Here is a 23319-nt window from a genome sequence, read left to right on the forward strand (position 1 = left end):
ATGAGCGAACGGACCACCCCGGCGATGCTCGCGGCCAGCGCCCGCCGCTTCGCCGACTCGATCGCCGTGCGTGAGGGCGACACCCAACTCAGCTACACCGAACTTGAGGAGGCCGTCCGCGAGGCCGCACGCGGCGTGATCGGACTCGGGATCCGTCACGGCGACCGCGTCGGCCTGTGGGCGCCGAACTCACTGCGCTGGATCGTCGCCTCGCTGGCGCTGCACAGCGCCGGCGCGGTCGTCGTCCCGCTCAACACCCGCTACCGGGGGCCGGAGGCCCGCGAGATCCTGGCCAGGGTCCGCGCGTCGGCCGTCCTGGTGCACGACGGGTTCCTCGGCTACGGCTACGCCCAGGCCTGCGGCGCCGACCTGCCGGTCGTCGACCTCGGAAGCGACGCCGGCTGGGCGGGACTGCTCGCGCGCGGCGCGGACGTGCCGGACACGGCGGTCGACGCGGCGAGCGCGGCGGTCACACCCGAGGACCTCGCGGAGATCATCTTCACCTCGGGCACCACCGGCCGGCCCAAGGGCGTGCTGCTGCCCCACGGCGCCGGCCTGGACCTCTACCGCGCCTACGGCCAGGTGTGGGGCCTGCGCGCCGGCGACCGCTACCTGGTGACGCTGCCGTTCTTCCACACCGGCGGCAACAAGGCCGGGATGCTGACCAGCCTGATGTTCGGGCTGACGATCGTGCCGATGCCGGTGTTCGACGCCGCCGAGGCGCTGGCGCTGATCGAACGTGAACGGATCTCGGTGATGAACGGGCCGCCGACGGTCTACCACTCGCTGCTGGACAGCCCCGCCCGCGCCGGCCGCGACCTCGGCTCGCTGCGGGTCGCGGCGACCGGCGCGGCCGTCGTCCCGGTGGCGCTGGTCGAACGCGCCCGCACCGAGCTGCCCTTCGACCGGTTCGTCACCGCCTACGGCATGACCGAGTGCTTCGGCACCGCGACCATGTGCCGCGACGGCGACTCGCTGGAGACGATCGCGCGGACCAGCGGGCGGGCCGTGCCGGGGGTGGAGCTGCGGGTGGTCGACCCCGACGGCGCCGACCTGCCGGCCGGCGAGCCGGGGGAGGTGCTCATCCGGGGCGCGAACGTCACCCCCGGCTACTGGGAGGACCCCGAGGCGACCGCCGCCGCGATCGACCGGGACGGCTGGCTGCGCTCCGGCGACGTCGGGATCCTCGACGAGCACGGCAACCTGACCATCACCGACCGGCTCAAGGACCTGTTCATCGTCGGCGGGTTCAACGTCTCGCCGGCCGAGGTGGAGCAGGCACTGGCCCACCACCCGGCGGTCGGCGAGGTCGCGGTGGTCGGCGTGCCGGACGAGCGGCTCGGCGAGGTACCCAAGGCGTTCGTCATCCCCCGCCAGGACACCGACCTCGTCCCCGACGAGCTGATCACCTGGGCGCGTGAGCGGCTGGCGAACTTCAAGGTGCCCCGGGTCGTCGACGTGGTCGCCGAACTGCCCCGCAACGCCAGCGGCAAGGTCCTGCGCCGAGAACTCCGCCGCCTCCACCAACCGCACCCCTGACGAGCGCGGTGGGTCGAGGACGCTCGGCGGCCGAGCGTCCCCCGGACGGTGAACAGCCACAACCCACCTGTTGATCATGAGCACGACCACGGGCACGCCCTGCGCCCCGCACGGGCCACCAGCGGCGATTCCGCTGTTGTGCCTGGTCGGGGCGTGGGGATCTCCCCGTTTTCCAGCGTATCGGGCAGCACCGACAGTGTTCGGTGCTGACGGGAGTGGCTGTGGACAACTGAGGGATGTTGTCGTCGCGGCGAAGGTGGGGGCGGGCCGCCGTGCGCCGGAAGTCGCCAGCTGGCTGGTGGGGTGGTCACTCGCCTCTGTTGCGGCGGCGGGTGGCCTCGATCTGGGCCAGGGCGGTTTCGCCGAGGTCGTCGAGGAGCAGGGCGCTGACCCGGTCGTGGCGGGTGGTGGCCAGGCTCGTGGCGCGGGTGACGGTGAAGTGGGTGGCCGACAGGGTCGCCGCGCGCTTCTCGTCGCCGGCCTCGATCGCGGCGAGCAGCCGTTCGTGGGCGGTCAGCGCGGCGCGGCGGGTCGCGGTCGCGTTGCCCGACGGGCGGGTCACCGGCTCGGCCCACACCACCGACTCGTGCGCCGACCACAGCGACTCCAGGGCGCCGATCACGATGATCATCGTCTCGTTGCCGCTGAGCGCGACGACCGCCTCGTGGAACTCGCGGGCCAGGGTGTTGTAGGCGGCGCGGTCCTCGAGCACCTCGCGCTGGCGTTCGATCAGCTCCGCGAGTACCGGTGCGACGACCTCGGCGCGGTCCTCGCGTGCCGCGCACAGGCTGGCGCACACCGGTTCCAAGTGTAGCAGCGCGCCGCTGACGTCGTCGAGGGTGGTGCCGCGCGACTGCATCACCATGCTGATCATCCTGGCGGTGCGTTCGGGGGTGGGCAGGTGCACGATCGCGCCGCCGACGTTGCCGCGCCGCACGGTGACCAGGCCCTCGGACTCCAGGATGCGCATGGCCTCGCGCACCGCGGGCATGCTCACGCCGAACTCCTCGATGAGCTGTTCCTGGGTCGGCAGGCTGTCGCCCTCGCCGAGCACACCGCCCAGGATGTCGTTGCGCAGCGACGCCGCGACCAGCTCGGCGACCCGTACCTGTCGCAGTCGTCGCATGGAGGCCTCCTCTAGTAGCCAATGATTCAATCTTTCAATCTTATTGAGTTTAAGCGTTTAGCTCGGGTACGGTCAGCCCGTTCGTTCCACGCTCAGCGCAGAGGAGGCGGGCGTGCTTCGTGTGGTTCTCACCCGGATCCTGCTGGTGGTCCCGCTGATCATCGTCGTGTCCACAGTGGCCTTCTTCCTCGGCGCGCTCTCGCCGATCGATCCGGCCGACTCCATCCTGGGCCCCGACCCGACCCAGGCGCAGGTCGACGCCGTGCACGCCCAGCTCGGCCTGGACCGCCCGGTCACCACCCAGTTCTTCGAGTGGGCCGGCGGCGCGGTGACCGGCGACCTCGGCGCCTCGCTGTTCTCCCACGAGCCGGTCACCGACCTGCTCGCCAGAGCACTGCCGGTCACCCTCAGCCTCACCCTCGGCGGGCTGCTCATCTCGCTGCTGCTCGGCCTGCCGGTCGGGATCTTCTCCGCCCTGCGCGCCGGGCGCCTCGGCGACCGGATCGCCACCGGCGCGGTCACCTTCTGGCAGGCGGTGCCCAACTTCTGGCTGGCACTGCTGCTGATCCTGTTCTTCGCGGTGAACCTCGGCTGGTTCCCCGCCGTCGGCTACACCCCGATCTCCGAGGGCGTCGGCGACTGGCTTCGGGGCATCACCCTGCCCTCGCTCGCCCTCGGCGTGTCCGCCGGCGCGGTCGTCGCCCGGCAGACCCGCTCGGCGCTGATCGGTGTGCTGCAACAGGAGTACGTGCGCACGGCGATGGCCCAGGGCCTGTCCCGGCGCCGCGTGGTCGGCAAGTACGCGCTGCGCAACGCCGCCGTGCCGGTGGTGACCGTGGTCGCCTTCGAGGTCGCCGGCCTGTTCGGCGGATCCATCGTCGTCGAGCGGATGTTCTCCATGCGCGGCTTCGGCACGGTCGCCATCGACGCGGTGCTGCGCCGCGACCCGGACGTCGTCCAGGGCGTGATCGTCGTCGCCGCCGCGGTGATGCTGGTCGTGCAGCTGCTGCTCGACCTGTCCTACGCGTGGTTCAACCCGAAGGTTCGGCTCTCATGAGCGTTCTCCCCCGACGGCTGCGCGGCCGCGCGGTCATCCCGGTGGCCGGCGGCTTCCTGCTGCTGCTGATCCTGGTCGCGTTCGCCGCGCCGCTGGTCGCCCCCCACGACCCGACCACCGGCGACCTGATGCGCCCCGCCCAACTGCCCTCCGGCCAACACTGGCTGGGCACCGACTCACTCGGCCGGGACGTGCTCAGCCGCATCGTGTACGGGGCGCGGGTCGCGCTGCTCGCCGCCCTGGTCGCCGTCGGGGTCGCCGTGGTGATCGGCCTGCCGGCCGGGCTGGTGCTCGGCTACCGGGGCGGCTGGGCCGACCGGATCGTGCTGCGCGCGGCCGAGGGCGTCAACGCCATGCCGTTCCTGCTGGTCGCGATCACCTTCATCGCCGTGCTCGGCCCCGGGCTGTTCAAGTCCATGGCGGTGGTTGGCGTGGTCTACGCGGTGATGGTGCTGCGCCTGGTCCGGGGCGAGACGCTCGCCGCCCGCGAGGAGCTCTACGTCACCGGCGCGGTGGTCGCCGGCGCGTCCACCGCCCGCATCCTGTGGCGCCACCTGCTGCCGGCCGTCGCACCCTCGCTGATCGTGCTGGTGACCACCATGTTCGCCACCTCGATCGTGGCCGAGGCGACGCTGTCCTACCTGGGTCTTGGCACCCAGCCGCCGGACGCCAGCTGGGGCAACATGCTCGCCGACGCCCAACAGACCGCCTTCGCCCACTGGTTCCCGGCGATCCCGCCCGGCGTGGCGATCCTGGTCACCGTCCTGGCGTTCAACCTGCTCGGCGACGGCCTGCGCGACGCCTTCGCCCGCGAGGCGACCGGCAGCGTCCTGGACGCCCGCCCGCCCGCCGTCACCGAACCTGACCCCAGCCTCCCCGACGAACCGTCCACCCCGGACGCCCCGGACACCCTGGTCGCGGTGCGTGGCCTGTCGGTGTCCTTCCCCGCCCCCGGCGAGCGGGGCCGGTGGGTGCCGGCGGTCACCGACGTGTCCTTCGACATCGGCCGGGGCGAGGTGGTCAGCCTGGTCGGCGAGTCCGGCAGCGGCAAGAGCGTCACCGCCATGGCGCTGGCCGGGCTCGTGCCCGCGCCGGCCGTCGTCGAGGCCCGCTCGATCACCTTCGACGGGCGCGAACTGGCCGGCACCGACGCACGGACCATGCGCACGCTGCGCGCCGGCTCGATCGGCGTGGTGTTCCAGGACCCGCTCAAGGCGCTCAACCCCGCGTTCACCGTCGGCACCCAGCTGACCGAGGGCCTGCGCGTGGTCCACGGAATGTCCACACAGGACGCCCGACGCGCTGCCGCCGAATGGCTCGACCGCGTCCGGATCCCCGACGCCACCCACCGCCTGCGCCAGTACCCGCACGAGTTCTCCGGCGGCATGGCCCAGCGGGTGATGATCGCCATGGCGCTGTCCGCCGAGCCGGCGCTGCTGATCGCCGACGAGCCGACCACCGCGCTGGACGTCACCGTCCAGGGCGAGATCCTCGACCTGCTGCGCGAACTCCAGGAACAGACCGGGATGTCGCTGCTGATCATCACCCACGACCAGGGCGTGGTCGCCGACCTCGCCGAACGGGTCCTGGTGATGTACGCCGGCGAACTCGTCGAACGCGGCCGGGTCGCCGACGTGCTCACCGGCCCGCGCCACCCCTACACCGCCGGACTGATCGCCTCGGTTCCCCGCAACCGCAGGCGAACCGGGCCGCTGCCGAGGGTGCGCGGCGTCGTCCCGGCGGCCGGCCGGTGGGGCGAGGGCTGCCGCTTCCACGACCGCTGCCCCTTCGCCCTCCCCGCGTGTGCGACCGGCACCGTCGCGCTGCACACCCTCGACGGTGGCGCCAGCCGCTGCCTGCGCACCGGCGACGACCTCGCCCTTGCCGACCCGGCGGTGTGGCGATGAACCCGCCGGTGGACCCGCTGCTGTCCGTCGAGGACGTCCACGTCCGCTTCGCCCGGCGCCGCAGGGGTTTCTGGCGGCCGAGGACCTGGCACACCGCGTTGAGCGAGGTGTCGCTGACCATCGGCGCCGGCCAGACCGTCGGCCTGGTGGGGGAGTCCGGCTCCGGGAAGTCCACCCTGGCCAGGGTCGTTCTCGGTCTGCAACCCCGCGACCAGGGCCAGGTCAGGCTGCGCGGCGAGGAGGTCGACCTCACCCGGCCGGACACCACCCGCGCGTTCCGGCGCGCCGTGCAGGCGGTGTTCCAGGACCCCTACGGCTCGCTCAACCCCACGATGACCGTCGCCACCATCCTGGACGAGCCGATGCGCATCGCCGGCGAACTGTCCACACGGGACAGACAGGATCGGGTGCGGGAACTGGCTGAGCTGGTCGGGCTCACCGCCGACCAGCTCGACCGCTACCCCTACCAGTTCTCCGGCGGGCAACGACAGCGGATCGCGATCGCCCGCGCGCTGGCACCGGCCCCCGACCTCGTCGTCCTCGACGAACCCGTCAGCGCCCTGGACGTGTCGATCCAGAGCCAGGTGATCGACCTGCTCGAACGGATCCAGGCCACCACCGGGGTGTCCTACCTGTTCATCGCGCACGACCTCGCGGTCGTGCGGCACATCAGCCACCGCATCGCGGTCATGTACCGGGGGCGGATCGTCGAGGAGGGGAAGGCCGACCAGGTCTGTGACGAGCCGAGCCACCCCTACACCCGGTTGCTGCTCGCCTCGGCCCTCGACGCCGACCCCACCACCAGTGCCCGGCGCCGCGAACGGCGACGCGGGCTCGCCCGCGCCTTCGCCGACGAGTTCGGCGCCCACACCTGAAAGGCCACCCCATGAGTCATCGCTTGCTGGCGGCGCTGCTCGCCCTGTGCGTCGCGCTCACCGCGTGCTCCGACGGCGGAGCGGACGGGCAGGGCGCCGGCGACGGCGTGCTGCGCGTCGGCGTCTCCCTGGACACCGACTCCTACGACCCCTACCTCACCATCCAGGCCGCCGCCGCCCTGCTCTACCCGGCCTACGACACGCTCACCGTGATGGACGAGCAGGCCGAGGTGCACCCGTCGCTGGCCACCGCCTGGGAGCAGACCGACGCCACCACCTGGCGGCTCCGCCTGCGCGAGGACGTCGTGTTCCACGACGACTCTCCGCTGACCGCCGAGGTCGTGAAGAAGAACTTCGAACGCGGCAAGACCCTCGACACCTCGCCCTACGCCGCGCTCTACTCCGCGATGAAGACGATCACCGCCGTCGACGAACACACCGTCGACATCGCGTTCGGCTCGCCCTACCCGTCCTTCCCCAGCGACATCGCCTCCATGCCCGGCGCCATGGTCAGCGGCAAGGCCCTCGACGCCGGCACCGACCTCACCACCGCCATGGTCGGCGCCGGCGGCTGGACCTACGACGCGCAGGCCTCCAGCAAGGGCAGCAAGGTCGTGTACCGGGCCTTCGACAAGTACTGGGACGCCGAGGCCGTGCGCGCCGACACCGTCGAGTACCAGATCATCAGCGACGACAACGCCCGGTTCACCGCGTTCCAGAGTGGACAGGTCGACATCGTCGGTCACCTGCAGCCAAGCCAGGTCAAGCCGGCCGAGAGCGCCGGCGCCGCGGTGCACGCCGTGCCGATCGAGCTGAACGTGCTCGGCATCTCCGACCGCACCGCCAAACTCGTGCCAGCCCTGGCCGACGAACGCGTCCGCGAGGCGATGGCCCTGCTGGTCGACCGCGACGCCCTCAACGCCTCGGCCTACTCCGGCGGCGGCGACCCCGACCTCGGCGGCTTCATGCCCAAGTCCACCAAGTGGCACACCGACGACCTCGACGACCGCTACCGCAAGGCCGACGTCGCCCGGGCCAAGGAGCTGCTGACCGAGGCCGGCTACCCCAACGGGTTCTCGCTCAAGATCGGCAGCGTGGACCTGGTCAAGCAGCGGCTCTCGGCGCTGTCCCAGCTGATGGCCGAGGGCGGCATCGACCTGCAGGTCACCACCGTGCCGCCGGGCACCCTCGCCAAGCAGAACCGCGCCGGCAACTTCCCGGTCTTCTACGGCACCTCCCGCAACGTGGAGCCCGCCGGCTGGTACTCCACCTACGTCGCCGAGGCCGGCCCGTACAACGCGGTGTTCGGCGCCACCGACATGCGTGACCTGGACGCCAAGGTCGTCGAGGCGTCCTCCACCCAGGACCAGGACCAGGCCGTCGCGCTGTGGAACGAGGTGCAGACCGAGGTCCTCGACCGCGGCTACCTGATCCCGCTGATGTGGACCTCGCAGCGGTCGGCGATCTCCTCGTCGGTCGACGGGGAGCCGGTGCTGCGCCCCTCGGAGTCCACCCCGCGTCCGCACGGCCTGGCGGCCAGCCGGTGATGGACGCCCTGCTGGAGCCGCGTTCGGTCGCGGTGATCGGCGCGTCGGAGGACCCGGAACGGATCGGCGGCCGGGTGCTCGACCACCTGCGCCGCCACTTCACCGGCACGGTCCACCCGGTCAACCCGTCGCGGGACACCGTGCAGGGTCTCGCCGCCACCGCCACCGTCGGCGCCATCGACGGCCCCGTGGACCTCGCGGTGATCGCCCTGGCCAGCGTCGCGGTCCCGGACGCGGCGCGGCACTGCGCCGACCACGGCGTGCGCGCGGCGATCGTGATCTCCTCGGGGTTCGCCGAGTCCGGTGACCCGGCCGGGGTCGCGCTGCAGGACGAACTCGGCGAGATCGCCCGCACCAGCGGCATGCGGATCCTCGGGCCGAACTCCATGGGCAGCGTCAACCTGACCGGCGGCGTGCACGCCACGTTCGCCAAGCTGCGCGGTTTCCCGCTCGACCCGGGCGGCGTGGCGATCGTCAGCCAGAGCGGCGCGTTCGGCCTGCGGGTGTTCGAGGGCGCGCTGACCGAGGGCGTCGGCGTGTCCCAACTGGTGCTGACCGGCAACGAGGTCGACCTGACCCTCGGTGAGGTCGCCGCGCACCTGGTGGAACGTGACGAGGTCACCGTGGTGGCGTTGTTCGCCGAGGGCGTGCGTGACCCCGGGTCGCTGCTGCGCCTGGGCCGGCGGGCCGCCGAGTTGGGCAAGCCGGTGGTGGTGCTCAAGGCCGGGGTGTCGGCGGCCGGGTCGCGCGCGGCGTTGAGCCACACCGGGTCGCTGGTCGTGGGCACCCGGGCGTTCGACGCGGCCATGGAGGCGGCCGGGATCCACACCGTGACGACCCTGCGGGACCTGATCGCGCACGTGAAGGTGTTCGCCGCCGGCAGGCCGGTGCGCGGGCGGCGGGCGTGCGTGCTGACCGCCAGCGGCGGCTCGGGCATCCTGCTCGCCGACCACCTGGCCGCCGCCGGGTTCGCTCTGCCGCCGACCAGCGACGGCCTGCGCGCCAGGGTCGAGGCGGTGATCCCGTCGTTCGGCGCGGCCACCAACCCCGTCGACTACACCGGTCAGATCGTCAACGACCCGGGCGCGATGCCCCGCCTGCTGGCCGAGGTCACCACCTCCGGCGAGTACGACGTCGTGTGCTTCACCGGCATCACCCGCGCCGTGCCGCGCGCGGTGCTCGACGCGATCCTGGCCGCGTCGGCCACCACCGACGTGCCGTTCCTGGCCTGGACCCCGCAGCCGGAGATCGCCTACGAGACCACCCGCGCCGGGGTGCCGGGGCTGCTGGACCTGCAGGCGCTGGCGCAGGCCGCGTCCGGGGTGGCCGACGCGCCGGCCCGCCGCGCCCTGGCCCTGCGCCGCACCACCGGCCCGGCCCCGGCCGCCGGGGGCGAGCCGCGGCCGCTGACCGAGGCACGGACCAAGCAACTCCTTGCCGCGCACGGCATCCCGGTGACCCGCGAGGGGGTGGCGACCGACCGGGACCAGGCCATCGCCCTGGCCGGGGAGATCGGCTACCCGGTTGCGCTCAAGATCTCCGGCGACTGGCTGGCCCACAAGTCCGACCTCGGCGGCGTGCGGCTGGGCCTGGCCGACGCCGACACCGTCGGTGCGGTGTTCGACGAGTTGCTGGCGCTGGCGGCCGGGACCCGCCCCGACGGCGCCGGGCCCGCCGGGGTGCTCGTGCAGGAGATGGTGCCTCCCGGCCTGGAGCTGATGTGCGGGCTGGTGCGCGACCCGGTGTTCGGCCCGGTCGTGACGGTCGGCGCCGGCGGGGTGCTCGCCGAGGTGGTCGGCGAGCAGCACGCCGCGCTCGCCCCGTTCGACCTCGACCACGCCCGGACCCTGCTCGCCCGCGTCTGGGGCGGGCGCCTGCTCGACCACCCGCGCGGCCTCGACGAACCGGCCGCCGCCGCGTTCGCCGCCCTGGTCCGCGACGTCGCCGCCCTGGCCGCCGCCGAACCCGGGCTGGTCGAGCTGGACCTCAACCCGGTGGTGGTGACCGGCGGTCGGGTCGTGGCGGTCGACGCGTTCGCCGTCGTCACGTCCGGCGGGGCCACGTCCACCGGGGCCACGTCCACCGGGGCCACGGAGGTGGCCGGTGGCTGAGCTGGTCCGTTACGCGGTGACCGGCCGGGTCGCGGTCCTGACCCTCAACCGGCCCGACCGGCTCAACGCGCTGGTCGCCCCGATGACCGAACAGCTGCTCGACGCCTACGACCGTGCCGACGCCGACGACGAGGTCGGCGCGGTCGTGCTGACCGGCGCCGGCCGGGGCTTCTGCGGCGGCGCCGACTTCGAACGGCTGCGCACGGTCGAGGCCGGCGGCGTGGCGGCCACCCACCGGCGGCGCCGCCGCGATCGCGCGATGAGCCTGGGCAAGCCGCTCGTGGCCGCGATCAACGGCGCGGTCGCCGGCGCGGGCCTGGCGCACGCGCTGATGGCCGACGTCCGGTTCGCCGCCGCCGGGGCGAAGTGGACCACCGCGTTCGCCCGCTACGGCCTGGCCGCCGAGCTGGGCTGCGCGTGGCTGCTGGCCCGGCTCGCCGGCCCCGGCCGGGCCCATGACCTGCTGCTGTCGGCCAGGGTGTTCACCTCCGAACAGGCCCTGGACTACGGCCTGGCCGAGTTCGTCCACCCGCCGGCCGAGGTCCTGCCCGAGGCGCTGGCCTACGCCGCCGCCCTGGCCGCCCTGCCGTCCCGGGGCCTGCGCCAGATCCGCGCCCAACTGCACGCCGACCTCGACCGGACCTGGGACGAGTCCTACTGGGACGCCGTGGCCCGCACCGGCGCCGGCCTGGGCGCGCTGGACCCCACCGACCTGCGCTAGCCCCACCCGAGCCCGTCGGCCACGATCCGGCGCAGGGTCGCCGGGGTGCCGTGCAGGGCGTGGTCGAACAGGGCGCGGCCCACCCACGGGTTGACCGGGCCGTCCCAGGTGTAGCCCAGCGCGCCGTGCAGGCGAACGCAGTCGCGGGCGGCGGTCAGGAACACCTCGCTCAGGTGCGCCTTGGCCAGCGCCGCCGCCGTGTGGGCGCGGTCGGCACCGCTGTCCAGGTGCCCGGCCGCCAGCCGGTACAGGCCACGGCCCGGTGCGATCGCGGTGGCCAGGTCGGCCAGCTGGTGGCGGACCGCCTGGAAACCGGCGATCGGCCGGCCGAACTGCTCGCGGTCGCGGGCGTGGGCCACCGCCAGGTCCAGGCAGCGGCGGGCGCCGCCGTGCGCGTCGGCGGCCAGCAGGACCCTGGCCGCGTCGACCAGCCAGCCGACCCTGGCCGGGCCGCCGGGCAGCGGCTCGTGGGCGGCGCCGTCGAGGACCAGGGTGCCCAGTCGGCGGGTCGGGTCGACCCCGCCGGCCCCCTCGACCAGCGCCCCGCCGGCCCGCAGGTCCACCACGGACAGGCCGGCGGCGGTGGCCACCACGACCAGCTCCGCGGCGTGTCCACCGGGGACGAACGGCACGGTACCGGTCAGCCGCCGCGCGTCGGGCAGGACCTGGCCCAGGGCCACGGTGGCGCGCCGGCCGCCAGGGTCAACGGTCAGCGTCGCGAGCACGTGACCGAGGAACCCGCCGGGGACCGCGGCGTAGCCGGCCTCCTCGGCGGCCACGGCCAGCGTCAGCACGCCCTCACCGGCGCCGCCGCCGGCCACCGGGACCGCCAGGTCCAGGACCCCGGTCTCGGTCAGGCAGCGCCAGCTCGCCGGGTCCTCGTCGGTGTCGGCGTCCAGGATCGCGGCCAGCCGGGCCGGCGGCAGCAACGCCGGCAGCGTCTCGTGCAGCAGCGCCGCGAGCGCCCACTGGGCGTCGTCGAGTCCGGTCATGACGGCAGCCCCAGGCCCCGGGCGGCGATGATGTCGCGCTGCACGTTGCTGGTGCCGGCGGCGATCGCGATGCCCAGCGAGCCCAGCCACTGGTGCAGCCAGCGGGTGCGGTCGGGGCCGTGCAGGACGTCGGTGTCCAGCAGCCGCAGGGCCAGCGCGCTGACCCGCTCGGCGATCACCGTGCCGGCGAGCTTCGCGGTCAGCGGCAGCAGGTTGCCCGAGTCGCCGGAGTCCCGCAGCCGGCCGGCCAGCCGCTGCTGCTCGACCAGCGCGTGCAGCCCGACCAGCTCGTCGCGCACCAGCGGGTCGGCGAGCGCCGTCGTGCCGTCCGGGCGCGGGGTGCTGGCCAGGCGCAGCAGCGCGGCGAACAGCCGTTCGTGGCGGGCGGGGCCGCCGACCATCGAGCGCTCGTGGCGCAGTGTGGACCGGCTGACCTCCCAGCCCCGGCCGCGCTCGCCGACCAGTTCCGTGGTCCGGGCGCCGGCCAGGGTGACCTCGGCGAAACCGGCCTGCCCGGTCAGCTGCCGCAGCGGGCGGACCAGCACCCCCGGCTGGGCCATCGTCAGCAGGAAGTAGGACAGGCCGGACCGGTCGGTGGTGTCGGGTTCGGTGCGGGCCAACAGGAACATGTGGCTGGCCTCGGTGGCGCCGCTGGTCCAGATCTTGGTGCCGGTGATCTCCCAGCCGGCGCCGTCCGCGTGGGCGGTGGTGCGCAGCGAGCCGAGGTCGCTGCCGGCGGTCGGCTCGCTGTAGCCCTGGCACCAGGTCAGCTCACCGGTCAGCGTCGGCGGTACGAACCGGCGTCGCTGCTCGTCGCTGCCCCACTCCAGCAGCGTCGGCACCAGCATCGCGACGCTCATGCCGTCCGGTTCGCCCGGCGCGCGGACCGCCGCGAACTCCTCGGCGATCACCCGCGCCGCCAGCGGTTGTCCCGGGGTGCCGGACCCGCCCAGCTCCCGGGGAACCCAGCCGAACAGGTAGCCGTGCTCGGTGGCCAGCGCGCGGAAACGCCGCACCGCCACCGGATCGTGACGGTCCTCGGCCGACCAGTGCGCGGCCAGGAACGCCCGGACCCGCGCGCGCAGCGCCTCATCGTCCATCGTGGACCGCCAGGGCGACCAGCAACTCGGTCAGCCGCTCGGAGCTGACCTTGAGCGACGGGGTCCTGGGCAGCTCGTCCACCACGACCACCGCCGTGGGTACCTCGTAGGGCGCCAGGTGCTCACGGCACCACGCCACCAGCCCGTCCGGCCCGGGATCGCCGGTCACCTCGACCGCCGCCACCGGGACCTGACCCAGCCGGCGGTCGTCCAGGCCGACCACCGCCGCGTCGCGCACCGCCGGGTGTCGGCGCAGCACCTGCGCCACCTTGCCGGCCGACACCTTGAACCCGCCGCGCAGGATCGCGTCGTCGGTGCGGCCCAGGATCCACAGGAACCCGTCGGAGTCCATCCTGGCCAGGTCGGTGGTGCGTACCCAGCCCGTCGGGTCGTCGGACGCGAGCTGTCCGGAGCGCACGTCGAGCTGCCCGGACTCCCCGGGCTCGGCCAGCCGGTCGGTGCCCGGCACCCGCAGCCGGACCTCCACACCGGGGTGGACCCGGCCGACGCTGCCGCGTTTGGTGTCCCGATAGGACTCCCGGTCGCTCAGCGTCCAGCCGGCGACCCCGCCGGCGAACTCCGTCGCCCCGTACATCACCAGCACCGCCACGTCGTAGCGCCGCTCGAAGTGCTCGGCGACGGCCGGGTCCAGCGGCGCCGTGCCGCACACCACGGCCCGCACCCCGGCGAACTCGGCGGGCTCGACCCCGGCGTCGAGGATCATCCTGACCGACGTCGGGGTGAGTGCGAGGACCTTCGCGTCGTAGGTGCGCACCAGTCGCAGCAGGCCCTCGACGTCGAACTTCTCCAGCATCGCCACCCGCCGTCCCTCCAGGACGTTGAGCAGCAACCGGAACAGCCCACTGGTGTGCAGGATCGGCGCGACCAGCGTGGCGACCCCCGACCGCAGCCGGGGGCGAGCGTCCTCACGCGACTCGTAGTGCGACGCCCCGGCGAAGCTCGCCGCCAGGTTGGCGTAGCTGACCGGAACCCGCTTGGGCGGGCCGGTTGTGCCGCTGGTGAGCATGGACACGGCGACGCCGGGGGAGCGGGGTGCCCGCCCGTCGCCCTCGGTCACCACGGTGACTGCCGCCGGGTCGTAGGTCGCCACCGACAGGCCGAGCAGGCCGGCGTCGCGCACCGCGTCCACGAAGGACGGTTCGAGCCAGTCGCGTTCGTCGGCGACCACGGCCGCCAGGTCCAGGGTGGCGATCTCCTCGGCGAGCCGGGCGCCCGGCCGCAGGTGGCTCAGCGCCACGATGCTCTGCCCGCCGGCCAGCGCGCCGAGCACGGCGCCGACCACGCCGAGCCGGTTGCGCATCACGATCCCCACCCGCGTGCCGGATCCGCGCAGGTGCCGGGAAAGCCGCTCCCGGCAGGCGGCCAGCGAGCCCCAGGTGCACCAGTTCCCGTGCAGTTCCAGGGCGGGTGCGGCCGGGTCGATCGCGGTGACCGCGCGCAACCGCAGTGCGACGGCCGTCGAGGCGGGGTCGGGGATGTCTGTCGTGGTCAAGCGCCCTCCGGTCCATACTGTTCGTTAATCTTTAAAAGATAGGTTCTTTCATAGCTCAGCGACCCCGGGTTTGGGAAGCCCTCGACGCGGGGTCTAAACTATGTAAGATAGATATAAAAGAGAGGCAGGGGTGGGATGGAGCCGTCCGAGTTCGACCAGGTCCGCACGGCCGTGCGGCGGTTCGTACGCGAGCAGGTCGTGCCCGCCGAGGACGAGATCGAGGAGACCGACGCCATCCCCGAGCGCATCCGCCGGGGAGCCGCCGAGATGGGACTGTTCGGCTACGCACTGCCCGTGGAGTACGGGGGCCTGGGCGCCACCGCCACCGAGGACGCGTACCTGGCCATGGAGGTCGGGTACACCACCCCGGCGTTCCGCTCGATGTTCGGCACCAACAACGGCATCGCCGGCCAGGCACTGGTGAACTTCGGCACCGAGGACCAGAAGCGCGCGTTCCTGCCCAAGCTCGCCTCCGGCGAGTACGTCGCCTCCTTCGCCCTCACCGAACCCGAGGCCGGCTCCGACCCCAGCGGCCTGCGCACTACCGCCGTCCGCGAGGGCGACCACTACGTCATCAACGGCCAGAAACGCTTCATCACCAACGCCAACTGGTCGGACCTGCTGATCGTCTTCGCCCGCACCGGCGCCCCCGACTCCGGCGCACGCGGCATCTCGGTGTTCGTCGTGGACACCGACACCCCCGGCGTCACCGTCGGCCCGCGCGACCACAAGATGGGCCAGCGCGGCTCGACCACCGCCGAGGTCTTCTTCGCCGACGCCCGCGTCCCGGCCGACCGGCGACTCGGCGCCGAGGGCGAGGGCTTCACCGCCGCCATGCGCTCACTGGGCAAGGGCCGGCTGCACATCGCCGCGTGCTGCGTCGGGCTGGCCACCCGGCTGGTCGAGGAGAGCGTCGCCTACGCCGCCACCGCCAAGCAGGCCGGCACCGTCATCGGCGAGTTCCAGCAGGTCCAGGCGCTGGTCGCGGATTCGCAGACCGACCTGCTCGCCGGCCGCGCCCTGGTGCTCGCCACCGCCGCCACCTACGACGACGGCTCCGACCGCCGGCTCGCGCCCTCGGCCGCGAAGCTGTTCTGCAGCGAGATGGTCGGCCGCGTGGCCGACCGCGCGGTGCAGGTCCACGGCGGCATGGGCTACGTCCACGGCGTCCCGGTCGAACGCTTCTACCGCGACGCCCGCCTCTACCGCATCTACGAAGGGACCAGCGAGGTGCAGAAAGTCGTGATCGCCAGGCAACTGCTGCGGGAGCACACCCGATGACCGGCCTGCTGGCCGGCAAGGTCGCGGTCGTCACCGGCGCCGGTGCCGGCATCGGCCTGGCCGTCGCGCGGACCTTCGTCGAGCACGGGGCCCGCGTGGTGCTCGGCGACCTGAACACCGAGGCGCTCGACGCCGCCGTCGCCGAACTGGGCGGCGAGCAGGTCGCCGTCGGGGTCCGCTGCGACGTCGGCGACAGCGACCAGGTCGCCGCGCTGATCGCCGCCGCCGGCACCTTCGGCGGACTCGACATCCTGGTCAACAACGCCGGGATCACCCGCGACGCGACCCTGCGCACCATGACCGAGGACCAGTTCGACGACGTCATCCGGGTGCACCTGAAGGGATGCTGGCTCGGCCTCAAGCACGCCGCGCCGGCGCTGCGCGAACGCGGCGCCGGCGCGGTGGTCAACATGTCCTCGATCGCCGGCAAGGTCGGCAACTTCGGCCAGACCAACTACGCGGCGGCCAAGGCCGGCATCGTCGGCATGACCAAGGCCGCCGCCAAGGAACTGGCCCGCCACGGCGTGCGGGTCAACGCCATCCAGCCCGGCATCATCCGCACCGCGATGACCGAGGCCATGCCCCAGGAGGTGTGGGACGCCAAGACCGCCGAGATCCCGCTGGGCCGGGTCGGCGAACCGCACGAGATCGCCAACGTGGCGCTGTTCCTGGCCAGTGACCTGTCCAGCTACCTGACCGGCACGGTCACCGAGGTCACCGGCGGGCGGTTGATGTGAGCACCGACATCGTTGTCTGTGAACCGGTCCGCACGCCCGTCGGCCGCTACGGCGGCGCCCTCACACCCGTCACCGCCGCCGACCTCGGCGCCCAGGCCCTGCGCGGCCTGCTCGCCCGCACCGGCCTGGACCCGGAGACGATCGACGACGTCGTCCTCGGCCACTGCTACCCCACCAGCGAGGCCCCGGCCATCGGCCGGGTCGTCGCCCTGGACGCCGGCCTGCCGGTCACCGTCCCCGGCCTGACCATCGACCGCCGCTGCGGCTCGGGCCTGCAGGCCGTGCTGACCGCCGCCCGCGCGGTGGCCGCCGGTGACGCCCGGCTGGTGGTCGCCGGCGGGGTGGAGAGCATGAGCAACGCCGCGCACTTCTCCCACGACGTGCGCTGGGGCGCGCGGGCCGGCGGTGCCACCCTGCACGACAGCCTCGAACGCGGCCGGGTCACCGCCGGCGGGCGGCTGCACCCGGTCGAGGGCGGCATGCTGGAGACCGCCGAGAACCTGCGCCGCGAGTACGGCATCGGCCGCACCGAGCAGGACGAACTCGCGGTCCGCTCCCACCGCAACGCCGTGGCCGCCATCGACAGCGGCGCCGCCGCCGAGGAGATCATCCCGGTCACCGTCCGCACCCGCCGCGAGGAGACCGTCGTCGACCGCGACGAGCACCCCCGCGCCGACACCACCGTCGAGGCACTGGCCACACTGCGGCCCCTGCGCGCCGCGCTGGACCCCGACGCCACCGTCACCGCCGGCAACGCCAGCGGCCAGAACGACGCCGCCGCGCTGTGCGTGGTCACCACCCGCGCCACCGCCGAGTCCCTCGGACTGACGCCCCTGGTGCGGATCGTGTCCGCCGGCCTCGCGGCTGTCGAACCGTCACGGATGGGCATCGGACCGGTGCCGGCCACCGAGATCGCCCTGGGCCGCGCCGGGCTCACCCTCGCCGAGATCGACCTGATCGAGCTGAACGAGGCCTTCGCCGCCCAGGCACTGGCCGTGCTGCGCGAGTGGCGGTTCACCGGGTCCGATCTCGACCGGCTCAACGTGCGCGGCTCGGGCATCTCGCTGGGTCACCCGGTCGGCGCCACCGGCACCCGCATGGTCGGCGCGCTGGCCCGCGAACTGCACGCCCGCGAACAGCGCTACGGCCTGGCCACCCTGTGCGTCGGCGGCGGCCAGGGACTGTCGGTGGTGGTCGAACGGGTGACGGCGTGAAGCTCGGGCTCGCCCTCGGCTACTGGGGCGCCGGCCCGCCGCCCGACCTCGCCGAGCGGATCCGCGCCGCCGAGGACCTCGGCTTCGACTCGGTGTGGGCCGCCGAGGCCTACGGCTCCGACGCGCTGACGCCGCTGGCCTGGCACGGCGCCGCCACCTCCCGCCTGCGGCTGGGCACCTCGATCGCCCAGCTCTCCGCCCGCACCCCGGCGGCCACTGCGATGGCCGCCATGACCATGGACCACCTCAGCGGCGGCCGGTTCGTCCTGGGGCTGGGCGCGTCCGGCCCGCAGGTCGTCGAGGGCTGGTACGGCCAGCCCTACCCGCGCCCGCTGGCCAGGACCCGCGAGTACGTCCAGATCGTGCGCCGGATCATCCGCCGGGAGACCAGCGAGTACGCCGGCGAGCACTACCGCCTGCCGGCCGCCGGCGGCACCGGTCTGGGCAAGCCACTGCGCTCCACGCTGCACCCACGGCGCGCCGACCTGCCGATCCACCTGGCCGCCGAGGGGCCGAGGAACGTGGCCCTGGCCGCCGAGATCGCCGACGGCTGGCTGGCGATGTTCTACTCGCCGTGGGCCGACGAGCACTACCGCGCCGCCCTCGCCGAGGGTTTCGCCCGTCCGGGGGCACGTCGGTCGGCCGCCGACTTCGAGGTCGTCTGTCGGGTGAACGTGGAACTCGACGACGACCCCGAGGTCGCGGCCGACCGCGTGCGTCCGATGCTGGCGCTCTACATCGGCGGGATGGGCGCCAGGGGCGCGAACTTCCACCGCGACGTGTTCGTGCGCATGGGCTTCGAGGCCGAGTGCGCCCGGATCCAGGAGCACTACCTCGCCGGGCGCAGGGACGAGGCCGCGGCCTCGGTCACCCTGCCCATGGTCGAACGGGTCGCGCTGGTCGGCCCGCCGGACAAGATCGCCGGCGAGCTGGCGGCGTGGCGGGAGTCGCTGGTCACCACCATGCTGGTGTCCGGCGACGCACCCACCCTCGCGGCGATCGCCGGACTCCTGGGCTGACCAGCCGGCTCAGGCCGCCCGCCACAGCGCCGGCGCCGACGGCGGCTCCCACCCGGGCAGCGCGGTGTGCGCCTGCAGGCACACGTAGTCGCGCCCGGCGTAGGTGACCCGGTCACCGGCGGCGTAGCTGGTGCCCTCGGCCCAGGTGCCGTCGCCGGGCGGGTCGGTGCTGCCCGGCACGTTGAGCACGTAGTCGAACTCCGCCGCGCGGGCGTCACCGACCGTGCGCACGGTCATCAGCAGGCGCGGGTCGTAGATCGGGTCGCTGCCGTTGCCCGGCTCGCCGGGGAAGTACAGCTGGGTGGTGAGGATCGGCCGGCCGGGCGCCTGGACCTTGACGTGCACGTGCCGGGTCCGGCCGGGGTAGAGGCCCGGCACGATCGTGCTCAGCGAGTACGCGCCCTGGGCGTTGGTGAACTGGTGGCCGCGCAGCCGGTAGCCGGTGTTGTCGTAGATGCCGCCGGCGTCGCACTGCCAGAAGTCGAGCAGCACGTTGGCCAGCGGCTGGCAGCTCAGGCCGAACACGAACCCGGTGATCGTCAGCCGGGTCCCCGGCATACCGGGCTCGACCAGCGACGTGCGCTGGGGCGAGTTCGGCGTGAAGTACGGGCCCTCCATCTGCGGCGGGGTCGGGTCGTCGCCGTCGTCGCACATCGGGGTGAGCGGTGGGGTGGCCGACGCGGTCCTGGCCAGCGCCGGGGTCGCGCTCACCAGGCCGACCGGCAGCGCGACCCCGACCCCGACGGCGAGCGCCGCCCGCAGGACCGTCTGGCGGCTGACCTGCCGGTCGGTGGGGTCGGGTGTGTTGGGTGCTTCCATGGCTGCTCCTCGTGGGGCTGGCTGTGGACTCACCTCGAACCTAGGAAGGCCGGCGCGGCGCGGCGATGGACTGAGTTCGCCGATCGTGGTGCTTGTCCCGGAAGTCGCCCGGCGACACCCCCGCCTCCCGCCGGAAGAACCGGCAGAAGTAAGCGGGGTCGGCGAACCCGACCCGGTCGGCGATCCGCCGCACGGTCAGGTCGGTGCTCACCAGCAGCCGCATCGCCTCCCTGGCCCGCGCGGCCCGCACGTGCTCGGCCGGCGTGCGCCCGGTCGCCAGCCGCACCGCCTCGGTCAGGTGTCCCGGCGTGACCCCCAGGTGGCGCGCGTAGTCCCGTACCAGCCACGGCTCCAGCCCCGCGCGGCCGACCAGCCGGACGAACTCGGCCGCCACGGTCCCGGTCCCACCGCCGGCCGGCGCCGGGGTGCCGGCCAGGCGCGCGGTGCGCACCAGCAGCACGTGCAGCAGTGCCGCCAGCACCGAGGCGACCCCGTCGGCGTCGCGCCGGTACTCGTCGTCCAGCTCGGCGATCAGGCCGGCGGTGGCCCGGTCGGCGGCCGGGTCGAGCGGCACCGGGCGTTCGCCCAGCCGGCGCAGCAGGTCCCTGGCGGCCGGGTCGCCGGCCAGGAACTCGTCGGTGAACAGCACCACCGTGCCCTCCAGCCCGCGCGCGGCCACCCAGTGGTGCACCTGGCCGGGGGCGATGAGCCACAGCTGCGGCGGGGTGACCGGCCAGCGGCGCAGGTCCACGGCGTGGGTGCCGCTGCCGCCGGTGACGTGCACGATCTCGTGGAAGGTGTGCCGGTGCGGGAAGCTGGCCCGCGACATCGGGCCGATGCTGTCGAAGGTGCCGATGGCGAAGGGCAGCACGCCCGGCAGCGGTACCTCCAGCCGGTGCACCGGCGGTTCTCCCGCGCGGGGCTCCGCGCAGGGTGTCCCGGGCAGCACCGTGGTCCCGCGCATCTTCCGATCCCTTCGTCAGCACGACACTGGGCAGCAAAGGTCCAGACCAATTGTCGCACATTCTGCGGAACGGTGACGTCGGTTCTACATTGGACGGTGAGCAGGGGAGGAGACCCAACGTGACCAGCCTGCACACCGACATTCCCAGCCGTGCGCAGGTCACCCGCCTGCTGACGGCCAGGTCGCCGGCCGCCGTCTCGCTCTACGTGCCGACCGACCCGGAGGGCAACGGCGACGCCGAACGGATCGAACTGAAGAACCTCACCGGGGAGGCCGTCGAGCAGCTGCGGGCCGCGGGCGTGGACAAGCGCGCCGTCACCGCGCTGGAGGAGCAGCTCACCGACCTGGCCGAGGACGACGAGTTCCTGCACTACCTGGCCCGCAGCCTGGCCGTGTTCGCCACCCCGGAGTCGCTGACGACCTTCCGCCTGCCCAACCAGCTCGCCCGCGTGGTGGAGGTCTCCGACCGGTTCCACGTCCAGCCGCTGCTGCGCTCGCTGACCTTCACCCAGGCGGCGTTCGTGCTGGAGCTGGCGCAGGGCTCGGTGCGGCTGCTGGAGATCGTGCCCGAGCTGCACCCGGTCGAGATCTCCGTGCCCGACATGCCCACCGACGTGGCCAGCGCTGTCGGGAAGTCCTCGATCGCCGATCGCGCGCCGGTGCGGCGGATCCAGGGCAGCGAGGGGCAGAAGGTGCGGATGCGCCAGTACGCTCGCCAGGTCGACCAGGCGATGCGGCCATTCCTGGTCGGCCAGGACCTGCCGCTGATCCTGGCCGCCGTCGAGCCGCTGGACGGCATCTACCGCGCGCTGTGCAGCTACCCGCACCTCGCGCCGGACACGATCTCGCCGGCGGGCGACACCGAGCTGATCGCCAACGCCCGTACGGTCCTGGACCGGGTGCACGCCGAGCAGCTGCGCGAGACCGTCGAGCTGTTCGGACAACGGGTCTCCCAGGGTCGCACGGCGACCGACGTCACCGACATCGCCCGGTTCGCCACCCAGGGCGCGGTCGACACGCTGTTCGTCGACATCGACTCCACGATCTCGGGCCTGGTCGACGAGCAGACCGGCGCGGTGGAGTTCCGCGAGACCGCCGACGCCAGCGACTACGGCGTGCTCGACGAGATCAGCCGGCGGGTCTGGCTCACCGACGGGCGGGTCCTCGCGGTGCGCCGTGAGGACGTTCCCGGTGGTGGGGACGCCGCCGCCATCCTGCGGTTCCCCCCGGGCGGCTGAGCGACCCTTCTTCCAGAATGCCGTGCCCCGCCAAAGGGTTGGCAGCGTTATGTATCAGCGTTATGGTTTACTCATAACGTTGATATGCAACCTGGAGGAACCATCATGGGACGCCGACTTCGCCTCGGATCGGGTATCGATGTGCTCAACGCCTGGACCGAGTCCGCCCGCGCGGCCGACGTCCGGGCCGTCACCGACGCCCTGTTCTCGATCGTCGAACGCACCGTCTACCACCAGTACCCGGTCATCGAGGACTCCGCGGTGGCCCGCGAACTGGTCGTCGTCGTGCGCGACAACCTCGCCCTCCGGATCCACCTGCAGGACGTCGAGAAGTTCCACCTGGTGTTCGTCGGCTCCCCGGTGACCGCCCTCGAACTGCGCCGCACCCCCGCCGCCGACGCACAGACCGGTGGGAACTGAGTCCAGAACCGGTCGACTTTCGCTCGTTCGCCGGGCTACCCACCTGTCCTAGCTTTGTGACTGTCACCACGTTGGTCACTGAGCTGGGAGGAAAAGCCATGAGCTCGTCCCCGGAGATGCGGTCGCAGGCAGAGCAGGCCGAAGAGACCACGCCGGCCGGTGAACTGGACTCCGCCGCGTTGGAGGCCGCCCTGCCGACCCTGACCGACAAGCTCGCCGAACTCGCCTCGGACCTGAGCCCCAGCGAGCGCGAGGTTCTCAGCAGCATCGTGACCTCCTCCGCCCTGCACCTGGAGAAGCTGGCGGACATCAACGCGGAGGCGGAGTACATCTACTCCAAGCCGATCTCGGCGGCCGCCACCCCCGAGGTGCGCGAGCACCTGCTGGCCCTGCCCGAGACCCTGGGGTTCACGGAGCAGTCGTGAGCCAGACGGACTCGCTGCCGCTCGTCGACCGGTTCGGCCGGCTCTCGGCCGAACTGACGGCGGCCGAGCGGGAGAACCTCAAACTGCTGCTGAGCATGGCCGCGGGCGGGCTGCTCGTCGGCCACGCCGGCGGCGCGTCCGAGGACCTGCGCCAGGTCGCCCTCAAGACGGTGCAGCGCTCGCTGCCCAAGCTGCACGACGGCAAGCGGCCCGAGTTCACCACCGGCATCGTCTTCCTCGGCAGGGCACCGTTCTTCACCGACGCCGACCTCGCGGCCATGGACGAGGAGTCCCTGGCCAACCGGTACCGCGCCGAACGGTTCCACGACCACTACGTGGCCTCCGGCGCGCCGCTGGCCAGGGAGATGGCGCTGTCCTCGGACATCAACGACTTCCTCAGCGAGCGGGTCGGCCCGGTGCTGCCGACCTACAAGGCGAACTACCTCTACTACGACGCGCCGGGCCTGGGCATCGACCCGCACGTCGACAAGGACGAGTTCGCGCTCAACGTGCTCACCATGCTCGAACACCGGCCCGACCAGCGGCACTCGGAGCTGATCCTCTACCCGCCGGACGAGGCCCCGGTGCACGTCCAACTCGCCCACGGCGAGTCGCTGGTCTTCTTCGCCGACAGCGTGACCCACCAGCGCACCAGAACCGTCGCCGGTGAGTCGATCAGGCTCGTGTCCTTCGGATACCACCCCATCTAAGGAA

Annotated in this window: 21 protein-coding genes; 15 read left to right on the forward strand and 6 right to left on the reverse strand. The window is 73.2% G+C overall.

The genetic code is table 11. The features are described from left to right. Nucleotides 1-1539 (forward strand): FadD3 family acyl-CoA ligase, encoded by a 1539-nt coding sequence (locus BLA60_RS01685; RefSeq protein ID WP_075131443.1) that lies wholly within the window; start codon nucleotides 1-3, stop codon nucleotides 1537-1539. Nucleotides 1540-1846: 307 nt separating this feature from the next. Here the strand turns inward: BLA60_RS01685 and BLA60_RS01690 are convergent, their stop codons facing one another. Continuing rightward, the gene (locus BLA60_RS01690; protein WP_075130870.1) at nucleotides 1847-2665 is read right to left on the reverse strand and encodes a FadR/GntR family transcriptional regulator; all 819 of its coding nucleotides are present in this window, start codon (nucleotides 2663-2665) and stop codon (nucleotides 1847-1849) included. A gap of 112 nt (nucleotides 2666-2777) precedes the next feature. On the opposite strand from BLA60_RS01690, the gene BLA60_RS01695 reads away from it, so the two are divergent. Genes BLA60_RS01695 through BLA60_RS01720 form a run of 6 tightly spaced genes read left to right on the forward strand, consistent with a single transcriptional unit; the run spans nucleotide 2778 to nucleotide 10883 of the window. Next, nucleotides 2778-3722 (forward strand): ABC transporter permease, encoded by a 945-nt coding sequence (locus BLA60_RS01695; RefSeq protein WP_075130871.1) that lies wholly within the window; start codon nucleotides 2778-2780, stop codon nucleotides 3720-3722. Next, the gene (locus tag BLA60_RS01700) at nucleotides 3719-5629 is read left to right on the forward strand and encodes a dipeptide/oligopeptide/nickel ABC transporter permease/ATP-binding protein (RefSeq protein WP_075130872.1); all 1911 of its coding nucleotides are present in this window, start codon (nucleotides 3719-3721) and stop codon (nucleotides 5627-5629) included. The genes BLA60_RS01695 and BLA60_RS01700 overlap by 4 nt, the downstream gene beginning before the upstream one ends. Next, the gene (locus BLA60_RS01705) at nucleotides 5626-6504 is read left to right on the forward strand and encodes an ATP-binding cassette domain-containing protein (protein WP_075131444.1); all 879 of its coding nucleotides are present in this window, start codon (nucleotides 5626-5628) and stop codon (nucleotides 6502-6504) included. The genes BLA60_RS01700 and BLA60_RS01705 overlap by 4 nt, the downstream gene beginning before the upstream one ends. A gap of 11 nt (nucleotides 6505-6515) precedes the next feature. Continuing rightward, nucleotides 6516-8051 (forward strand): ABC transporter substrate-binding protein, encoded by a 1536-nt coding sequence (locus BLA60_RS01710; RefSeq protein WP_084734535.1) that lies wholly within the window; start codon nucleotides 6516-6518, stop codon nucleotides 8049-8051. After that, nucleotides 8051-10162, forward strand: a complete 2112-nt coding sequence (locus BLA60_RS01715) for an acetate--CoA ligase family protein (RefSeq protein ID WP_075130874.1) — start codon at nucleotides 8051-8053, stop codon at nucleotides 10160-10162. The genes BLA60_RS01710 and BLA60_RS01715 overlap by 1 nt, the downstream gene beginning before the upstream one ends. Then, nucleotides 10155-10883, forward strand: coding sequence for an enoyl-CoA hydratase-related protein (locus tag BLA60_RS01720; RefSeq protein ID WP_075130875.1), 729 nt, complete (start codon nucleotides 10155-10157; stop codon nucleotides 10881-10883). Before BLA60_RS01715 ends, BLA60_RS01720 begins: the two co-directional genes overlap by 8 nt. On the opposite strand, the gene BLA60_RS01725 is transcribed toward BLA60_RS01720, so the two are convergent. The 3 genes from BLA60_RS01725 to BLA60_RS01735 are packed head-to-tail and all read right to left on the reverse strand — an operon-like array spanning nucleotide 10880 to nucleotide 14488. After that, nucleotides 10880-11875 carry an acyl-CoA dehydrogenase family protein gene (locus BLA60_RS01725; protein ID WP_075130876.1) on the reverse strand — a complete coding sequence of 332 codons (996 nt, stop codon included), beginning with the start codon at nucleotides 11873-11875 and terminating at the stop codon, nucleotides 10880-10882. The two genes, BLA60_RS01720 and BLA60_RS01725, sit on opposite strands and share 4 nt — an antisense overlap. Next, entirely contained in the window at nucleotides 11872-12975 is a 1104-nt protein-coding gene (locus BLA60_RS01730) for an acyl-CoA dehydrogenase family protein (RefSeq protein WP_075130877.1), read from the reverse strand. Before BLA60_RS01730 ends, BLA60_RS01725 begins: the two co-directional genes overlap by 4 nt. Next, a complete protein-coding gene (locus BLA60_RS01735; protein ID WP_211288557.1) occupies nucleotides 12965-14488 on the reverse strand; it encodes a class I adenylate-forming enzyme family protein in 1524 nt (507 codons plus the stop codon). Before BLA60_RS01735 ends, BLA60_RS01730 begins: the two co-directional genes overlap by 11 nt. A gap of 135 nt (nucleotides 14489-14623) precedes the next feature. Between BLA60_RS01735 and BLA60_RS01740 the strand changes: the two genes are divergently transcribed. Genes BLA60_RS01740 through BLA60_RS01755 form a run of 4 tightly spaced genes read left to right on the forward strand, consistent with a single transcriptional unit; the run spans nucleotide 14624 to nucleotide 18739 of the window. Further along, nucleotides 14624-15769 (forward strand): acyl-CoA dehydrogenase family protein, encoded by a 1146-nt coding sequence (locus BLA60_RS01740; protein ID WP_075130878.1) that lies wholly within the window; start codon nucleotides 14624-14626, stop codon nucleotides 15767-15769. Next, nucleotides 15766-16506 carry a 3-oxoacyl-ACP reductase FabG gene (fabG, locus tag BLA60_RS01745; RefSeq protein ID WP_075130879.1) on the forward strand — a complete coding sequence of 247 codons (741 nt, stop codon included), beginning with the start codon at nucleotides 15766-15768 and terminating at the stop codon, nucleotides 16504-16506. Before BLA60_RS01740 ends, fabG begins: the two co-directional genes overlap by 4 nt. Then, complete coding sequence (locus BLA60_RS01750; RefSeq protein WP_075130880.1) at nucleotides 16503-17720, forward strand: acetyl-CoA C-acetyltransferase; 1218 nt, start codon at nucleotides 16503-16505, stop codon at nucleotides 17718-17720. Before fabG ends, BLA60_RS01750 begins: the two co-directional genes overlap by 4 nt. Beyond that, complete coding sequence (locus BLA60_RS01755) at nucleotides 17717-18739, forward strand: LLM class F420-dependent oxidoreductase (protein WP_075130881.1); 1023 nt, start codon at nucleotides 17717-17719, stop codon at nucleotides 18737-18739. Before BLA60_RS01750 ends, BLA60_RS01755 begins: the two co-directional genes overlap by 4 nt. Nucleotides 18740-18748: 9 nt before the next feature. On the opposite strand, the gene BLA60_RS01760 is transcribed toward BLA60_RS01755, so the two are convergent. Both BLA60_RS01760 and BLA60_RS01765 read right to left on the reverse strand, forming a co-directional pair. Next, entirely contained in the window at nucleotides 18749-19558 is an 810-nt protein-coding gene (locus BLA60_RS01760; RefSeq protein ID WP_075130882.1) for a dioxygenase family protein, read from the reverse strand. Nucleotides 19559-19598: 40 nt separating this feature from the next. Beyond that, nucleotides 19599-20522: a helix-turn-helix transcriptional regulator gene (locus BLA60_RS01765; RefSeq protein ID WP_075130883.1), complete on the reverse strand. Its 924-nt coding sequence runs from the start codon at nucleotides 20520-20522 to the stop codon at nucleotides 19599-19601. Nucleotides 20523-20641: 119 nt separating this feature from the next. On the opposite strand from BLA60_RS01765, the gene BLA60_RS01770 reads away from it, so the two are divergent. From BLA60_RS01770 to BLA60_RS01785, 4 genes are all read left to right on the forward strand, one after another. Then, complete coding sequence (locus tag BLA60_RS01770) at nucleotides 20642-21760, forward strand: baeRF11 domain-containing protein (RefSeq protein WP_075130884.1); 1119 nt, start codon at nucleotides 20642-20644, stop codon at nucleotides 21758-21760. Between the two features lie 105 nt (nucleotides 21761-21865). After that, nucleotides 21866-22180 (forward strand): DUF6235 family protein, encoded by a 315-nt coding sequence (locus BLA60_RS01775; RefSeq protein WP_154814051.1) that lies wholly within the window; start codon nucleotides 21866-21868, stop codon nucleotides 22178-22180. Nucleotides 22181-22278: 98 nt separating this feature from the next. Continuing rightward, complete coding sequence (locus BLA60_RS01780; protein ID WP_075130886.1) at nucleotides 22279-22605, forward strand: hypothetical protein; 327 nt, start codon at nucleotides 22279-22281, stop codon at nucleotides 22603-22605. Continuing rightward, nucleotides 22602-23315 (forward strand): hypothetical protein, encoded by a 714-nt coding sequence (locus BLA60_RS01785; protein WP_075130887.1) that lies wholly within the window; start codon nucleotides 22602-22604, stop codon nucleotides 23313-23315. Before BLA60_RS01780 ends, BLA60_RS01785 begins: the two co-directional genes overlap by 4 nt. Nucleotides 23316-23319: the final 4 nt, after the last annotated feature.

Source organism: Actinophytocola xinjiangensis, assembly GCF_001921215.1.
Lineage (GTDB): Bacteria > Actinomycetota > Actinomycetes > Mycobacteriales > Pseudonocardiaceae > Actinophytocola > Actinophytocola xinjiangensis.

Bases quoted from the DNA above. Each gene is read 5' to 3' on its own strand.
- BLA60_RS01700 (WP_075130872.1), top strand. From the start codon at position 3,719: ATGAGCGTTCTCCCCCGACGGCTGCGCGGCCGCGCGGTCATCCCGGTG.
- BLA60_RS01690 (WP_075130870.1), bottom strand. From the start codon at position 2,665: ATGCGACGACTGCGACAGGTACGGGTCGCCGAGCTGGTCGCGGCGTCG.
- BLA60_RS01775 (WP_154814051.1), top strand. From the start codon at position 21,866: ATGGGACGCCGACTTCGCCTCGGATCGGGTATCGATGTGCTCAACGCC.
- BLA60_RS01760 (WP_075130882.1), bottom strand. From the start codon at position 19,558: ATGGAAGCACCCAACACACCCGACCCCACCGACCGGCAGGTCAGCCGC.
- BLA60_RS01705 (WP_075131444.1), top strand. From the start codon at position 5,626: ATGAACCCGCCGGTGGACCCGCTGCTGTCCGTCGAGGACGTCCACGTC.
- BLA60_RS01780 (WP_075130886.1), top strand. From the start codon at position 22,279: ATGAGCTCGTCCCCGGAGATGCGGTCGCAGGCAGAGCAGGCCGAAGAG.
- BLA60_RS01765 (WP_075130883.1), bottom strand. From the start codon at position 20,522: ATGCGCGGGACCACGGTGCTGCCCGGGACACCCTGCGCGGAGCCCCGC.
- BLA60_RS01685 (WP_075131443.1), top strand. From the start codon at position 1: ATGAGCGAACGGACCACCCCGGCGATGCTCGCGGCCAGCGCCCGCCGC.
- fabG (WP_075130879.1), top strand. From the start codon at position 15,766: ATGACCGGCCTGCTGGCCGGCAAGGTCGCGGTCGTCACCGGCGCCGGT.
- BLA60_RS01725 (WP_075130876.1), bottom strand. From the start codon at position 11,875: ATGACCGGACTCGACGACGCCCAGTGGGCGCTCGCGGCGCTGCTGCAC.
- BLA60_RS01715 (WP_075130874.1), top strand. From the start codon at position 8,051: ATGGACGCCCTGCTGGAGCCGCGTTCGGTCGCGGTGATCGGCGCGTCG.
- BLA60_RS01710 (WP_084734535.1), top strand. From the start codon at position 6,516: ATGAGTCATCGCTTGCTGGCGGCGCTGCTCGCCCTGTGCGTCGCGCTC.
- BLA60_RS01740 (WP_075130878.1), top strand. From the start codon at position 14,624: ATGGAGCCGTCCGAGTTCGACCAGGTCCGCACGGCCGTGCGGCGGTTC.
- BLA60_RS01730 (WP_075130877.1), bottom strand. From the start codon at position 12,975: ATGGACGATGAGGCGCTGCGCGCGCGGGTCCGGGCGTTCCTGGCCGCG.